Annotated in this window: 10 protein-coding genes and 1 pseudogene; 8 read left to right on the top strand and 3 right to left on the bottom strand. The window is 62.8% G+C overall.

Annotated elements, in window-relative coordinates; all coding sequences use genetic code 11:
* The first annotated feature begins 94 nt into the window (after positions 1–94).
* The 6 genes from LMTR13_RS03840 to LMTR13_RS03815 all read left to right on the top strand — a co-directional run bounded on the left by LMTR13_RS03840 (position 95) and on the right by LMTR13_RS03815 (position 6,265).
* Positions 95–1,291 (top strand): phosphoglycerate kinase, encoded by a 1,197-nt coding sequence (locus tag LMTR13_RS03840; protein WP_065726743.1) that lies wholly within the window; start codon positions 95–97, stop codon positions 1,289–1,291.
* A 58-nt stretch (positions 1,292–1,349) separates the two neighbouring features.
* Positions 1,350–2,417: a class II fructose-bisphosphate aldolase gene (gene fba, locus LMTR13_RS03835; RefSeq protein WP_065726742.1), complete on the top strand. Its 1,068-nt coding sequence runs from the start codon at positions 1,350–1,352 to the stop codon at positions 2,415–2,417.
* 113 nt (positions 2,418–2,530) lie between these two features.
* Positions 2,531–3,568, top strand: a complete 1,038-nt coding sequence (locus tag LMTR13_RS03830; protein ID WP_065732405.1) for a class I fructose-bisphosphate aldolase — start codon at positions 2,531–2,533, stop codon at positions 3,566–3,568.
* Positions 3,569–3,570: 2 nt separating this feature from the next.
* Positions 3,571–4,266, top strand: a complete 696-nt coding sequence (locus LMTR13_RS03825; protein ID WP_065726741.1) for a thiamine phosphate synthase — start codon at positions 3,571–3,573, stop codon at positions 4,264–4,266.
* An 8-nt stretch (positions 4,267–4,274) separates the two neighbouring features.
* Positions 4,275–5,381 (top strand): tetratricopeptide repeat protein, encoded by a 1,107-nt coding sequence (locus LMTR13_RS03820; RefSeq protein ID WP_065726740.1) that lies wholly within the window; start codon positions 4,275–4,277, stop codon positions 5,379–5,381.
* Between the two features lie 89 nt (positions 5,382–5,470).
* On the top strand, positions 5,471–6,265 hold the full coding sequence (locus LMTR13_RS03815) for an inositol monophosphatase family protein (RefSeq protein WP_065726739.1): 795 nt from the start codon (positions 5,471–5,473) through the stop codon (positions 6,263–6,265).
* A 198-nt stretch (positions 6,266–6,463) separates the two neighbouring features.
* Here the strand turns inward: LMTR13_RS03815 and LMTR13_RS42115 are convergent.
* A pseudogene (locus tag LMTR13_RS42115) lies at positions 6,464–6,616 on the bottom strand (transposase); the annotation flags it as partial.
* 261 nt (positions 6,617–6,877) lie between these two features.
* Here LMTR13_RS42115 and LMTR13_RS03810 point away from each other — a divergent pair.
* Together LMTR13_RS03810 and LMTR13_RS03800 are read left to right on the top strand one after the other, a co-directional pair.
* A complete protein-coding gene (locus LMTR13_RS03810) occupies positions 6,878–8,323 on the top strand; it encodes an IS1182 family transposase (protein ID WP_083218676.1) in 1,446 nt (481 codons plus the stop codon).
* 1,494 nt (positions 8,324–9,817) lie between these two features.
* On the top strand, positions 9,818–10,471 hold the full coding sequence (locus LMTR13_RS03800; RefSeq protein WP_197520994.1) for a glycerophosphodiester phosphodiesterase: 654 nt from the start codon (positions 9,818–9,820) through the stop codon (positions 10,469–10,471).
* Positions 10,472–10,773: 302 nt separating this feature from the next.
* Here LMTR13_RS03800 and LMTR13_RS03795 read toward each other — a convergent pair whose 3' ends face one another.
* The gene (locus LMTR13_RS03795) at positions 10,774–13,932 is read right to left on the bottom strand and encodes a multidrug efflux RND transporter permease subunit (RefSeq protein ID WP_065726735.1); all 3,159 of its coding nucleotides are present in this window, start codon (positions 13,930–13,932) and stop codon (positions 10,774–10,776) included.
* A 9-nt stretch (positions 13,933–13,941) separates the two neighbouring features.
* Complete coding sequence (locus tag LMTR13_RS03790) at positions 13,942–15,147, bottom strand: efflux RND transporter periplasmic adaptor subunit (RefSeq protein ID WP_197520993.1); 1,206 nt, start codon at positions 15,145–15,147, stop codon at positions 13,942–13,944.
* Positions 15,148–15,362: the final 215 nt, after the last annotated feature.

Genomic DNA, 15,362 nt, shown 5'->3' with positions numbered 1-15,362 from the left:
TCAGCGTAGGTCCCGTTCGGGATCATCCAGCGTAGGTCCCGGTCCTGCACAGCGGCACTTCGCGCCGCATGGGCCCGGGACAAGAGAAGCGCCCATGACCAAGACATTCCGCACCCTCGATGACGTCGACGTTAGTGCCAAGCGCGTGCTGCTGCGCGTCGACCTTAACGTGCCCATGGAGAACGGCCGCGTCACCGACGCGACAAGGCTCGAGCGTGTCGCGCCGACCATTGCCGAGATCGCGGACAAGGGCGGCAAGGTCATCCTGCTCGCTCATTTCGGCCGCCCGAAGGGGCGCGATGCCAAGGATTCGCTGAAGCCCGTCGCGGCGGCGCTCGGCCACGTCATCAAGAAGCCGGTTGCGTTTGCCGACGACTGCATCGGCGAGACCGCGGCCAACGCCGTGGCTGCGATGAAGGATGGCGATATCCTCTGCCTGGAAAACACCCGTTTCCATAAAGAGGAAGAGAAAAACGATCCGGCGTTCGTAGCCGAACTGGCAAAGCTCGGCGACATCTGGGTCAACGACGCGTTCTCGGCCGCGCACCGCGCGCACGCTACGACCGAGGGCCTCGGCCACAAGCTGCCCGCCTACGCCGGCCGTACCATGCAGGCCGAGCTCGATGCGCTTGGCAAGGCACTGGAGGCGCCGACCAAGCCTGTCATCGCGATCGTCGGCGGTGCCAAGGTGTCCACCAAGATCGATCTGCTCGAAAATCTCGTAACCAAGGTCGACGCGCTGGTGATCGGCGGCGGCATGGCCAACACCTTCCTGCACGCGCAAGGCGTCGGCGTCGGCAAGTCGCTGGCGGAAAAAGACCTCGCCGCCACCGCGCTGCGTATCCTGGAAAAAGCAACTTCCGCGAACTGCGCCATCATTCTTCCAGTCGATGCCGTGGTCGCCTATCACTTCGCGGCCAACTCGCCCTCGCATGCCTATGGCCTCGACGCGATCCCGGCCGACGGCATGATCCTCGACGTCGGGCCGCAATCGATCGCGCGGATTCATTCCGCGATCGACGACGCCGCGACGCTGGTCTGGAACGGCCCGCTCGGCGCATTCGAGATGACGCCGTTCGACCGCGGCACCATGGTGGCGGCCCGTCACGCGGCTGAGCGCACCAAAGCCAAAAAGCTGATCTCGGTTGCCGGCGGTGGCGACACGGTCGCTGCGCTGAACCAGGCCGGCGTGGCCGACGATTTTTCCTATGTATCGACGGCCGGCGGCGCGTTTCTCGAATGGATGGAAGGCAAACCGTTGCCTGGCGTCGAAGTTCTGAAACTGCGTTAGACCAAGACTTCCAGACTTAGTGGAGCGCCGAAGGCGCGGCAAATACAGGAGAATTTGAATGGCTCGCATTACCTTGCGTCAACTGCTCGATCACGCGGCAGAGCACGATTACGGGGTGCCGGCTTTCAACATCAACAACATGGAGCAGGCGCTGGCCATCATGGAGGCCGCCTCCTCGCTGGATGCGCCCGTCATCATTCAGGCTTCGCGCGGCGCGCGCTCCTATGCCAACGACGTGATGCTTAGGCACATGATGGACGCCGTTACCGAAATCTATCCGCAGATTCCGGTCTGCGTGCATCTCGATCACGGCAACGAGCCCGCGACCTGCATGACAGCGATCCAGGCCGGCTTCACCTCCGTCATGATGGACGGCTCGCTCAAGGCCGACGGCAAGACCCCGGGCGACTGGGACTACAATGTCGGCGTGACCAAGACCGTCACCGACATGGCCCATCTCGGCGGCATCTCGGTCGAAGGCGAACTCGGTGTGCTCGGCTCGCTGGAGACCGGCATGGGCGACAAGGAAGATGGTCACGGCGCGGAAGGCAAGCTGTCGCACGACCAGTTGCTGACCAATCCGGACGAAGCCGTGAAGTTCGTCAAGGAGACCAAGGTCGACGCGCTGGCGATCGCGATGGGCACCTCGCACGGCGCCTACAAGTTCACGCGCAAGCCGGACGGCGACATCCTCGCCATGAACGTGATCGAGGAAATCCACCGCAAGCTGCCGAACACGCATCTGGTGATGCACGGCTCCTCCTCGGTACCGCAGGATCTGCAGGAAATCATCAACGCCAACGGCGGCAAGATGAAGCCGACCTGGGGCGTGCCGGTTTCCGAAATTCAGCGCGGCATCAAGAACGGCGTGCGTAAGATCAACATCGACACCGACAACCGGATGGCGATGACCGGGCAGATCCGTAAGGTGCTGAAGGACAATCCGGAAGAGTTCGACCCGCGCAAGTATCTCAAGCCCGCGATGGAGGCGATGGCCAAGCTGTGCAAGCAGCGGCTGCAGGAATTCAATACCGCGGGGCAAGCCAGCAAGATCAAGAAGGTGCTGACGACGGCCGAAATGGCCAAGCGGTACGGCAAGGGTGAGCTGGACCCGCGGGTCGCCTGAGCCGGCCCCCGCGCCTTGCAAACACCCAGGGTGCGACGAACGTTTTCTAGGCAATTGCCCGAGAACCGCCTATTTTGGTGCGCAAGGGCATGATGTTTCCGGAGAACGTTCCCATGAATCTTGCTGACCTCAACAAGGTTGCCCTCGCCATGGTCACCCCAGGCAAGGGCATTCTCGCGGCCGACGAATCCTCGGGCACGATCAAGAAGCGTTTCGACGCCATCAAGGTCGAGTCGACCGAGGAGAACCGCCGCGACTATCGCGAGATGCTGTTCCGCTCCACCGAGGCGATGAGCAAGTACGTCTCGGGGGTCATCCTCTACGACGAGACCATCTGGCAGAACGCCAAGGATGGCACGCCGCTGATCAAGCTGATCGAGCAGTCCGGCGCCATCCCCGGCATCAAGGTCGATGAAGGGACGCAGGCGCTGCCGCAATGTCCGGGCGAACTGGTCACCGTCGGACTCGACAAGCTCGCCGAGCGCCTGAAGAAATACTACGAGCGCGGCGCGCGCTTCGCCAAATGGCGTGCCGTGATCGATATCGGCAGCGGCATCCCCAGCATGACCGCGATCAGCGTCAACGCGCATGCGCTGGCGCGCTACGCCGCGCTGTGCCAGGCGGCGCAGATCGTGCCGATCGTCGAGCCGGAAGTGCTGATGGATGGCGATCACGATATCGACCGCTGCTACGACGTAACCCAGCGCGTGCTGAACAAAACGTTCCAGGAATTGCGCATCCAACGTGTCGAGCTCGAGGGCATGGTGCTGAAGCCCAACATGGCCATTTCAGGCAAGAAGTGCGGAAAGCAGGCTTCCGTCGATGAAGTTGCGGAGAAAACCGTTCGTCTCCTGAAGGCGTGCGTTCCAGCGGCCGTGCCGGGCATCGCCTTCCTCTCCGGCGGACAATCCGATGAGGAAGCAACCGCGCATCTGAACGCCATGAACCGGATCGGCGGCCTGCCTTCTAGTCTGCCTTGGCGGCTGACCTTCTCCTATGGCCGGGCGCTGCAGGCGGCGCCGCAGAAGGCGTGGTCCGGTAAGGCCGAGAACATCGCCGCGGGCCAGCGCGCATTCACGCACCGTGCGCGGATGAACGCGCTGGCTAGCAAGGGCGAGTGGGAAACCGGCCTGGAAAAGAAGGTCGCCTAGACTTGGCCAACAAACCCGTTCCGCCGCGCCCGGCGCCGCGCCTCTATCTCGCGACGCCCGAGGTGGACGATCCGTCGCAGCTCGCCAGCCAGCTTCCAGAGCTGCTGGCCGCGGCCGATGTCGCGGCGGTGCTGCTGCGGCTGAAGCAGACCGATCAGCGCACCATGATCGCGCGCGTGAAAGCGCTGGCACCTGCGATCCAGAATGCGGGCGCGGCGCTCCTGCTTGACGGTCATGTCGAACTGGTGGCGCGCGCAGGCGCCGATGGCGCGCATCTGACCGGTCTCGCCGCGCTGGACGAAGCATGGCCGTCGCTGAAGCCTGACCGCATTGCCGGCGTCGGAGGCCTTGCCACGCGGCACGATTCGATGACCGCGGGCGAAGCCGGTGCCGACTACCTGCTGTTCGGCGAACCCGACGCCAAGGGCCAGCGGCCATCGACCGAGGCGATTGCCGAGCGCCTGCAATGGTGGGATGAACTATTCGAGCCGCCCTGCATCGGCTTTGCCGCCTCGCTCGCCGAGGCTTCCGAATTCTCGGCTGCCGGCGCCGATTTCGTGCTGGTCGGCGATCTCATCTGGGCCGACCCGCGTGGCGCAAAGGCGGCGCTGATCGATGCCGCGCAGGCGATCGCGCAAGCGTACGAAGCAGCGTTCGGCAAAGCCAAAGCTGGCACGGACAAGGCCGGGCACGGATAACGCCGGAAATGAAACTCCTGCGTCTCATATCGCTGCTTGCGGGCTTCTCGATGACGATGTCCGCCGCCTCCGCGCAGATCTCGTTGACGCCGCCCGCCGCGCAGCCGCCCGCGAGCCCTCCGGCTGCGAAAAAGGAAGCGCCGAAACCGAAGGCTCCCCCGGCAGCGAAGCAGCCCGCCGCGACGCCGAAGCCGACCGCAACGCCTAAACCGGCGGCAACGCCGACGCCCTCGCCCACGCCCGCCCCCTCGCCGACGGCGGCCTTCGAGGATCCGAATGTCGATCTCGTCTACGGCGCCTATCAGCGCGGCATGTACAAGACGACGTTCGATCTCGCGACCACGCGCGCGCAATATAACGGCGACCCCAAGGCGATGACGATGCTGGGCGAGCTCTATGCCAACGGGCTCGGCATCAAGCGCGACTATGCGAAGGCCGCCGATTGGTACCAGCGCGCGGCCGACGCCGGCGACCGCGAGGCCATGTTCGCACTAGCCATGATGCGGCTGTCCGGCCGCGGCGGGCCTACCAATCGGGAACAGGCCGTCAAGCTTCTGGCCTCCGCAGCCAAGCTCGGCAACGCGAAGGCGGCCTACAATCTGGCGCTGCTCTATCTCGACGGCAACACGCTGCCGCAGGATGTCCGGCGCGCCGCCGAACTGCTGCGCCTCGCAGCCGACGCGGGCAATCCGGAAGCTCAATACGCGTTAGCGACCTTCTACAAGGAAGGCACCGGCGTGCCGAAGGACATCGACAAGGCGGTGCGGCTGCTGCAGGCGGCCTCATTGGCCGACAATGTCGACGCCGAGGTCGAGTACGCGATTGCGCTCTATAACGGCACCGGCACGCCGAGGAACCAGGCCGCCGCGGTCGCGCTGTTGCGCAAGGCGGCGCGCCAGAACTCACCGATCGCGCAGAACCGGCTCGCCCGCGTGCTGGTGACCGGACAGGGCGCGCCGATGGACAAGATCGAGGGCTTCAAGTGGCACATTGTCGCCAAAACCGCCGGAAAGGGCGATCCTGAGCTGGACGAAAGGTTCTCCGAGATCAGTCCCGAAGATCGCGCCAAGGCCCAGGAAGCCGCGAAAAAATGGATCGGCACCGCCAGTAAATGACGCCTTGACGGCGGCACATCTGCAGGGCACCCACTCCCTAAACCCCTCACGGCATTGGGCCGTTCCCTCTCACACCATAAGCTCGCATCATGCTCTACTCCGCCCTCATCAATGTCATGGTGAAAGCCGCGCGCCGCGCCGGCCGCAGCCTCAAGCGCGATCTCGGCGAGATCGAGCATCTGCAGGTGTCGCTGAAGGGGCCGGCGAACTTCGTCACCAAGGCCGACAAGCGCGCCGAGGAAATGCTGTACGAGGATCTTGCCAAGGCACGTCCCGGTTACGGCTTCATCGGCGAGGAAGGTGGCACGCGCGAGGGCGCCGACAAGACCCACACCTGGATCGTCGATCCGCTCGACGGCACCACCAACTTCCTGCACGGCATCCCGCAATTTGCGATCTCGATCGGCCTGGCGCGCGAGGGCACCGTCATCGCCGGCGTGATCTACAATCCCGCCAACGACGAGCTGTACATCGCCGAGCGCGGCAAGGGCGCGTTCCTCAACGACCAGCGGCTGCGCGTCGCCGGCCGCCGCCAGCTCAACGAATGCGTGATCGCCTGCGGTCTGCCGCATATCGGGCGCGGCGACCATCAACTGGCGCTGAAGGAAATGGCCGCACTGCAGAACAAGGTCGCCGGCTTCCGCCGCTTCGGCGCCGCCTCGCTCGATCTCGCCTTCGTCGCCGCCGGCCGCCTCGACGGCTACTGGGAACGCAACCTGTCGCCGTGGGATATCGCAGCGGGGCAGATCATGGTGCGGGAAGCAGGCGGCACGATCTCTGACATCGGCGGCAAGGACGATGCGCTGAAGACCGGGCATGTGGTCTGCGGGAATGAGTACGTGCACGGGGAGCTGGTGAGGATATTGGGGCCGCTCGACAAGTAGAGCGACGGTTCCAAGCCGCGCGCCGTCATCATCCGGGATCGGCGATGCAGTCTTCCAGAGACGGCGGAAGGACACGGAGGAGCCTCGGCGCTCCCAGCCAAAATATTGAAAACAACCCCATGCACAGTAGCCGGCACTCGTCGAGTGCCGAAGTAGTCATTTGACACGTCGGGCAAATCAGCGAGATAAATCCATCATCCACCCAACGAAGCGATTGTAACAAGTCGTGCGGGGACCATCGGTCGCCGGCAGGTCGCGCCATGGCGCACTTGAACGCAAGACCTAAGAGATGCCATCGAGCATGCGGCGGTCATCTACCCGCCGAACGCCGCGCGGCTTGTTCGGCAACATCGGCTTAATGGCGGTCTACTCATGTTCGCTGTAGCGCATGATTCGAGGCTTCGGTTTCGAAGCTTGAATGACGTCAAGGGTAGCGCCATCAATCCACCGGCCTCTAGCGAAGCCGCCAATGCTCTGAATTTACTTCCGCTTTCGGAGGCATAGCCGGCATAGCCGGACTTGCCGCTGAGTCGCCCGTGTTGCGATTGACCCTGGCTGTGTGAAAAGCCACGAGTCAGGTACGATTCCTCCGTTTCCTGATGGGGGATACGGATGGGACGCTTCGTTGATGGCGCGGACAGATCCCAGCTGACGCTCTTGCCGGAATGCCTGGAGGATTGGGTAAGCGAGGACAACGCGGTCCATGTGATCGATGTGTTCGTCGAGGCGCTCGACCTGCATGGACTGGGGTTTGAGCGTGTGATCGCCAAGGAGACGGGCCGGCCCTCCTATCATCCGGCAGTCCTTCTGAAGCTTTACATCTACGGTTATCTCAATCGGGTGCAATCCAGTCGGCGCCTGGAACGTGAGGCGTGCCGGAATGTCGAGGTGATGTGGCTGATCGGCCGCCTGGCTCCCGATCACAAGACGATCGCCGATTTCCGGAAGGACAATGGCGCGGCGATCCGGAAGGTTTGCGCGAAGTTCGTTGCGCTATGCCGGCAAATGGGCCTGTTGCAGACCCCGAGCGTCGCGATTGACGGCAGCAAGTTCAAGGCGGTGAACAACCGCGATCGCAACTTCACGCATGCCAAGATGGCGAGGCGGATGGCGCAGATCGAGGAAAGCGTCGGTCGATATCTGCGTCAACTCGATAGCGCCGATCGGCAGGAGCCTTCGGAAGCGATCATCATCAAGACAACGAGGATCAAGGAAAAGATCGCTCGGCTGAAGCAGGAGATGGGCCGCCTGGAAGTGCTTGATGCGCAGATGCGTAACACGCCGGATCAACAGATATCGCTCACCGATCCGGATGCCCGTTCGATGGCCACCAGCGGACGCGGATCGGGCGTCGTCGGCTACAATGTCCAGGTCGCTGTGGACACCGAACACCATCTGATTGTTACGCACGAGGTCATAAACGTCGGCAACGACCGTGGGCAGCTTGCTCGGATGTCCAAACAAGCCAAAGAAGTGCTCGAAGTGGACAAACTCGAGGCCGTCGCCGACCGTGGCTACTTCGACGGAGAAGAGATATTGGCCTGCGAAGAGGCTGGCGTTGCAGTCACCTTGCCCAAGCCCATGACGTCGAACGCCAAGGCTGAGGGCCGGTTCGGCAAACAGGACTTCGCCTACCTGCCTGATGCGGACGTCTACCGCTGCCCATCCGGCCAGCTGCTGTCCTATCACTACACCAACATCGAGCATGGAATGACGCTGCGCCGGTACTGGTCGACAGCGGCGTGCCAGAGCTGCGCGATCAAGAGCCATTGTACGCCGTCCAAGGAGCGCCGCATCACGCGCTGGGAGCATGAGCATGTGGTCGAGGAGGTCCAGAGACGGCTCGATTCCAATCCCGACGCCATGCGGACGCGGCGCGAGACGGTCGAGCATCCCTTCGGCACGATCAAAGCCCGTATGGGTGCGAGCCACTTCCTGATGAAGCGCCTACGGAATGTCGCCGCTGAGATGGCGCTGCATGTTCTCGCCTATAACCTCACACGGGTGATGAACATCGTCGGCAAACCGAGCCTGATTGCAGCCATCCGCGCCACCTGAAGGTCGGAAAGTGCGTCGAAAAGCGTAATACCGCGTCGCGATACCCACTTTGGCCGTCATTGGACGATCCGACGCGAGAACATCGGCCGCCTGCCGACCACGGCCGCGTGCCGACCTATCGGTTTGCACACAACCAAGACCCGAAGCGGACCTAGCGATCGTTCTTCCGAGCGCCAACATTGTTGGGTCCGAGAATCACCCAGTCGGGGCGTGCCAAGGTCTGGCTACGCGCATGCGGATCAAGCGGCTCGTTGCTTGGCAGTCTCGTCGGATTTCTCGGAGCAAAGCTGACGTATTCCTCTCTCACAAGGCCGCCGCCAATCCTTACCGAGCATCCGGTCCCATACTCCCAAATCCCTTCCAGATTATGGGGCGCCCACCGATCCTTGCAGCGTTCGCTCGCAATGTAAGGAATCACGACTAGGCTCAATGCGGTGAGTGTTGCAACTCCGATCCAAAATACTCGCATGGTGCTGCATCAGCTCTTCATTGAAACGCGGAGGTCCAACTCCACGCACAACACAACCAAATGCTGCAATTTTTATCAAGGGGCAACTGGGCCGTCTCGACGGGCGATCGCATCCACGAACCAAGCGCGATGTCACCTTTTGGCCCGTAGCTGCCCAAGCACTCGGTCAGCGTCCACGTCGGCTGCCGGAATGAAACCGGACTAGCATTTGGCACCAAAAGCAGTTCCGAGTCTCACACGGAGCTGACATTTGTAGGCCGCGATCGGGTCGTTACCGCTGACGCTATGCTGCCACCGTTGATTTTGGATCAGGTATGTTCGCCGTTTCGAAGACTAAAGATTTTCCTGCGGGCCCTTGTGCGTTTCTTGCGGACCGCAATTTCTGTGTCCTTATCGCGGAGATCAGCGTATCTCGGCACTTTCAAAAAAATCGAGTTGACGCATGGAGTATACTTCCTTGTGTCTGTCCCGGAGGCGGAAGTGAAGTTGATGTCAGTAGGCGCCGGCGGTTCCGAAGTCATACAGCCCATGACACTCTCAATCGACGACACAAAGCAAATCTTCCGATCAATTGAGTGCGCGTTTGATCACCGAGATGTGGCGGAAATTGAACTCGGCGAGGTGTCGTGGAAGACGGACTGCCGGGTCCATTCGAATCCAGAGAAAGTGACGATATCGTTCAAACGAGGTTGGGAACGAACGCGGACGGATGTGAGGCGGCTAGACCTAGCGAGGGCAATAGCCAATTTTAGCAATCTGTTCGAAGTCAAATAGACACAGCTACCGGCGAGTCGGCTTCTGGCCCCAGGCCGACCGACTTCTTCGCTTGCGGCTGGTCTGGTATTGAGGGCAGTCGGACTTCGCATCAGCGATCCTTCCACCGCCGCTTGTGCCCGAAGCGGCTGTTTCGGGGACGTCACCTTTGACCCTACGCTAATCATGGGTCAACGTCGTGGCCGTGGATTGACATTTCTCTCTACGGGGAGGTTGCATGGCGCGCGCAGCTTGGCTTTATGGACCTCGTCATGAAGCTTATTGCGCATCGTGGATGGTCCGCGGGTCCGGGTGAAAACTCGCTCGCCGCGTTCGCACGTGCCGCCCGTGACGGCAGAGTATCTGGTGTCGAATTCGACGTCTGCCTTGCAGCGGATTCCGACACATTGGTGGTGTCACACGACCCGCCGCGTCATGTCGAGAATGCGCTTACCCTCGATGCGGCACTGTCGCTTCTTTCACCAACTGACCTTGACCTGTTTGTGGAGGTGAAGGAGACGGGACTTGTCTCTGGAGTCATCGAGAGGCTGGTTGCCAGCAACGTGGCCCGTCGCTCGGTCGTATTTGCCTTTGCCGCCGTCGCAAGATCCTTTCCATGGGAGGGTGCGCGACCGGTGCGCCTGGGCATCATCGTCATGTACCCGTGGAACCTGAATCGTGCGGTGCGCAGGTATGCGCCGGATGTCCTCCTGCTCGGCTGGGACGCGCGCGCTTGGACGCGAGTCGCTTTTCGCGCCTGGTGGTCCGTTTTCTCCCTTGAGCAGCTTGCGCGACGCCACCACGTGCCGGTTGTGGTAGGAATCGTGCAACGCATGGACGACCTTCATTGGCTCTCGCGGCAGCGCCTCTACGGGGCGGTTGCCGACGTCGACCGCACTATCGGCCGTAGCGCCAGACCTGATTAGTTCGGCGCAAATCCGTTCATCGCCCGTGAACTATTCGAAAGAAGCTAACTGATCGGCCTGATCTGGCGTTGGGAACCGGCTCTTTCGGTGACGTCGCCTTTGGCCCATAGCGTCGTTTCGCTGCTATGCAGCAGCACATCGGCTCTCGGGCATAGCGGACTCTGGCGCGGCGTCAGCCCGGCAAATTTATGGATTCACGGACTGGATGCATCGGCCGCCGCCTACGCTAAAGTTTTTCGACGGCCCGAGGCCGCAAGTCCCGGCGAAGCCTGGCGTCGCGGGGTCACGGAGCATGACAGCGTCTATGACTTCACCGGCGCCGGCGGGCCAGCCACCTCGGCTCCCGCCACCTCCTCCACCACCTTCTCCCGATCCCCCGCCAGCACGCGCTGCACGCTGACGAAGAACACCGGCACCATCAACAGCGCCAGAATCACCACCGCGATCATGCCGCCCATCACGCTGGTGCCGAGCGCCTGCTGGCTGGCGCCGCCGGCTCCCGTCGCAATCGCCATCGGCAGCACGCCGCAGACGAAGGCCAAACCCGTCATCAGGATGGGGCGGAAGCGCAGCGAGCAGGCTTCGACCGTCGCCTCAATCAGCGGCTTGCCCTGAGCGCGCAAATCCTTGGCGAATTCGATGATGAGGATGGCGTCCTTGGCCGCGAGGCCAATGATGGTGATCAGACCGACGGTGAAATAGACGTCGTTCGGCAGGCCGCGCATGGTCGCGGCAATCACGGCGCCGCAGATGCCGAGCGGCACGGTCAGCAAGACCGCGAGCGGAATGGTCCAGCTCTCATAGAGCGCAGCAAGCAGCAGGAACACCACCAGCACCGAGAGGCCGAGCAGGAACGGCGCCTGCGAGCCCGACAGCTTTTCTTGCAGCGACTGGCCGGTCCATTCGTAACCGAAGCCGCGTGGCAGCTTGTTGGCCAGCCGCTCCATCTCGGCGATGGCGTCGCCCGACGTGAAGCCGGGCTTGGCCTCGCCTGAGATGCGCACGGCGGGGTAATAGTTGAAGCCGGCAATCTGGGTCGGCCCCTTCGACCACTGAACCGTGGCAAAGGCCGAGAACGGCACCAATTGGCCGCGGCTGTTCTTGACGTTGTAGTTGAGGATGTCGTCGGCGTTCATGCGGCTGGCGCGGTCGGCCTGCACGATCACGCGCTGCATCCGCCCGCGGTTCGGGAAGTCGTTGATGTAGTTCGAACCGAGATTGGTCGAAATCGTCTGGTTGATGTCCTCGAAGGTGACGCCGAACGCGCCGGCCTTCTCGCGGTCGATCATCAGATTGACCTGCGGCGCCGGCGGCAGGCCCTCGACATAGACCTTCTGCAGCACGCGGCCGGCATTGGCTTCCGCAATCAGGCGATCGGCGGCGGCGACCAGCGCCGGATAGCCCTTCTGGCCGCGGTCCTGCAGGCGGAACGAGAAGCCCGAAGAATTGCCGAGATTGTCGATCGGTGGCGGCTGCAGCGCCGAAATCCTGGCGTCGCGAACCGAAGAGAGGTCGCGGTTGATGTCGGCGACGATCGCCGCGGCGGAATCCTTTTTGCTCCGTTCCGACCAGTCCTTCAGCGTGATGAAGGCCTGCGCGGTATTCACGCCCTGACCGAGGAAGCTGAAGCCGGTCAGGAACGTCACGTCCTCGACGCCGACGCGATTGAGTAGATATTTCTCCACGGCCTCCACCGCGGCCTCGGTGCGGGCGTAGGAGGAGTCGGACGGCGTCTGCACGTCGGTGGTGATAAAACCCTGGTCGTCGACCGGCAGGAAGCCGCCGGGCAGCCGGACGAATGCCCAGCCGAGGCCGATGAACAGCACGGCGTAGATCGCCATCAGCCGACCCGTGCGCTTCAGCGATCCCTTGACGGTGCGCGTGTAACCGCCGCGGCCGCTCTCGAGCACGCGGTTGAACCAGCCGAACACGCCCTTGCGCGCATGGCCGTGGCCGGCCTCGACCGGCTTCAATAGCGTCGCACATAGTGCCGGCGTCAGCGAAAGCGCCAGCAGCGCGGAGAAGGCGATGGCCGAGACCATGGTGACCGAGAACTGGCGATAGATGATGCCGACCGATCCCGGGAAGAACGCCATCGGCACGAACACGGCCATCAGCACCAGCGTGATGCCGATGATGGCGCTGGTGATCTGCGACATTGCCTTGCGGGTCGCTTCCTTCGGCGGCAGGCCCTCCTCCGCCATGATGCGCTCGACGTTCTCGACCACGACGATGGCGTCGTCGACGAGAATGCCGACCGCCAGCACCATGCCGAACATGGTCAGCATGTTGATGGAATAGCCGGCCGCCATCAGCATCGCGCAGGTGCCAAGCAGCGCCACCGGCACCACGATGGTCGGAATGATGGTGTAGCGGATGTTCTGCAGGAACAGGAACATCACGATGAAGACCAGCACCACCGCTTCCACCAGCGTCATCAGCACCTTGTTGATCGAGGCCTTGACGACGGGCGTGATGTTGTAGGGGATTTCATAGCCGATATTGGTCGGAAAGAATTTCGACAATTCCTTCATCTTGGCTTCGACGGCGCTGGCGGTCGCAAGCGCGTTGCCGGTCGGCGACAGCAGCACCGAAAGGCCCGCCGTCGGCTTGCCGTTGAGCCGCGTGTTGAACTGATAGCTCAAGCCGCCGATCTCGATGCGGGCGACGTCGCGCAGCCGCACCGTCGATCCATCCGGATTGGCGCGCAGCGTGATGGCGCCGAATTCGTCGGGCGAAGAGAGCTGGCCCTTGACCAGCACCAGCGCGGAAATCTTCTGCTCCGGCGTGCTCGGCTCGGCACCGACGCTGCCCGAGGCCACCTGCGCGTTCTGCGCCGAGATCGCCTTGTTGACGTCGTCGGCAGTGAGGCCGTAGCCGACCAGCTTGGCCGGATCGACCCAGATCCGCAGCGAACGTTCCGTCGAATAAAGCGTGGCGCGGCCGACGCCGGGAATGCGCCTGATCTCGCCGAGCACGTTGCGGATCATGAAGTCGCCGAGACCGATTTCGTCGAGCGAGCCGTCGGTCGAATTCAGCGTAATGATCTGCAGCACGGCAGAGGAGGCCTCCTCGACCAGGATGCCCTGCTGGATCACCGCGCGCGGCAGCCGCGCCTCGACGCGCTTGAGGCGGTTCTGCACTTCGACCGACGCCGCACCGGTTTCGGTGCCAGGCACGAAGTTGGCGATGATTTCGACCTGCCCCAGCGAGTCAGAGGTAGATTCGAAATTGAGGATGCCGGAGGCGCCGTTGAGCTCCTCCTCGATCAGCCGCGTGACGCTGTTGTAGAGGTTCTCTGGCGAGGCGCCGGGATAGCTGGTCGAGATCGAGATCGAGGGCGGCGCGATGATCGGGTATTGCGCGACCGCCAGCAGCGGGATCGAGATCGCGCCAACCAGACAGATGAAAAGCGCGACCACCCAGGCGAAGATCGGCCTGTCGATGAAGAAGCTGGGCATCGATTGGTCTCAGCGGACCGGCTGGGTGGCCGCCTGGCTCGATATTCCGCCAACGGAGGCATCCGCATCGATCCACGCTTTCGGCTTGACCTTGTCGCCGGCCACGAATTTCTGGAACCCATCGACGATGATGCGGTCGCCCTCCTTGAGGCCCTCGCTGATCAGCCAGACGCCGTCCTGCATCGGGCCGGTGCGGACCGGCTGCGTCGCGACGCGGCCGTCGTCCTTGACCACGAAGACTTCACTGCCGCCGCCGGCATCGCGCTGGATCGCCTGCTGCGGTACGGCGATGGCGTCGGAATCGATACCCTGTTCGATCAGAACGCGGACATACATGCCCGGCAGCAATTCGCGTTTCGGATTCGGAAACTGTCCGCGCAGGGTAACCTGCCCGGTATAGGCGTCGACCTTGGCATCAGAGAACAGAAGCTTGCCGGGAACCGGATAAACTGTGCCGTCGTCGAGCACGAGACGGACCTTGGCGACGTCGGGCGCGATCCGGTCGAGGTCGCCGGCTTCGAGCGCACGGCGCAGTTTGTTCATCTCCGAGACCGATTGGGTGAAGTCGGCATAGATCGGATCGAGCTGCTGGATCGTAGCGAGACTGGTGGTCTCGTTCTGCACCACCAGCGCGCCTTCGCTCACAAGGGCGGCACCGACCACGCCGCCGATCGGCGCGCGGATCGTCGCATAATCGAGATTGAGTTTGGCGCGTGCGACTTCGGCCCTGCGGCTGTCGACCTCGGCCTCGGCCTGACGCTGGGCTGCGATGGCCTTTTCGTTCTCTGCCTCGGGCGCCGCGCGCTGGCTGGTCAGCGTCGCAATGCGCCGGGCGTGCTGGGTGGCGAGATCGAGCGCAGCTTCCGCCTTGTCCAGCGCGGCTTCGCTCGCCTGCAGTTCCACCTCGAACGGTTTCGGATCGATCCGGTACAGGGGATCGCCGGCCTTCACCTCGGTACCCTGGTGGAACAGGCGTTCGACGACGATGCCCGAAACCCGCGCACGGACTTCCGAGACCCGGGTAGGTGCGATTCGGCCGGGCAATTCTCGAACGATGGCACGGGCCTGGGATCTGACGGTGAAAGTGCCGACTTCAGGTTCGGGCGGCTTTACCGCTGCGGTCGCGGCGATCGGTTCGTTGCAGCCAGCCAAAAGCGGCGCCATCGCAGCCAACATCACAACGATGCATGCCGATTGCGTTCGTAGTCCGGACATTGAAAGCATTGCCCCAGTTCAGGTTGGAAGGCGCGAATTGAGCATCCGCGACGTTGTCGTAAGCGGTATCGGGAACTCACGGTTGATGGCAGATAGGATACGGAGAGGCTGCTGCGATGCAATACGCAATGGCGGCGGCTCAATGTCACACGAAGCTATCACACTGAAACAGCGCCGATTTTTGCTGATTCACTGGATTGTGAGCCGGCTCCGCC

Origin of the sequence: Bradyrhizobium icense (assembly GCF_001693385.1) — a bacterium.
Lineage (GTDB): Bacteria > Pseudomonadota > Alphaproteobacteria > Rhizobiales > Xanthobacteraceae > Bradyrhizobium > Bradyrhizobium icense.
Note: the sequence above shows the minus strand (reverse complement) of the source record. Positions and strands in the feature narration are given on the sequence as shown.

Bases quoted from the DNA above. Each gene is read 5' to 3' on its own strand.
- LMTR13_RS03840 (WP_065726743.1), top strand. From the start codon at position 95: ATGACCAAGACATTCCGCACCCTCGATGACGTCGACGTTAGTGCCAAG.
- fba (WP_065726742.1), top strand. From the start codon at position 1,350: ATGGCTCGCATTACCTTGCGTCAACTGCTCGATCACGCGGCAGAGCAC.
- LMTR13_RS03830 (WP_065732405.1), top strand. From the start codon at position 2,531: ATGAATCTTGCTGACCTCAACAAGGTTGCCCTCGCCATGGTCACCCCA.
- LMTR13_RS03820 (WP_065726740.1), top strand. From the start codon at position 4,275: ATGAAACTCCTGCGTCTCATATCGCTGCTTGCGGGCTTCTCGATGACG.
- LMTR13_RS03815 (WP_065726739.1), top strand. From the start codon at position 5,471: ATGCTCTACTCCGCCCTCATCAATGTCATGGTGAAAGCCGCGCGCCGC.
- LMTR13_RS03810 (WP_083218676.1), top strand. From the start codon at position 6,878: ATGGGACGCTTCGTTGATGGCGCGGACAGATCCCAGCTGACGCTCTTG.
- LMTR13_RS03800 (WP_197520994.1), top strand. From the start codon at position 9,818: ATGAAGCTTATTGCGCATCGTGGATGGTCCGCGGGTCCGGGTGAAAAC.
- LMTR13_RS03795 (WP_065726735.1), bottom strand. From the start codon at position 13,932: ATGCCCAGCTTCTTCATCGACAGGCCGATCTTCGCCTGGGTGGTCGCG.
- LMTR13_RS03790 (WP_197520993.1), bottom strand. From the start codon at position 15,147: ATGTCCGGACTACGAACGCAATCGGCATGCATCGTTGTGATGTTGGCT.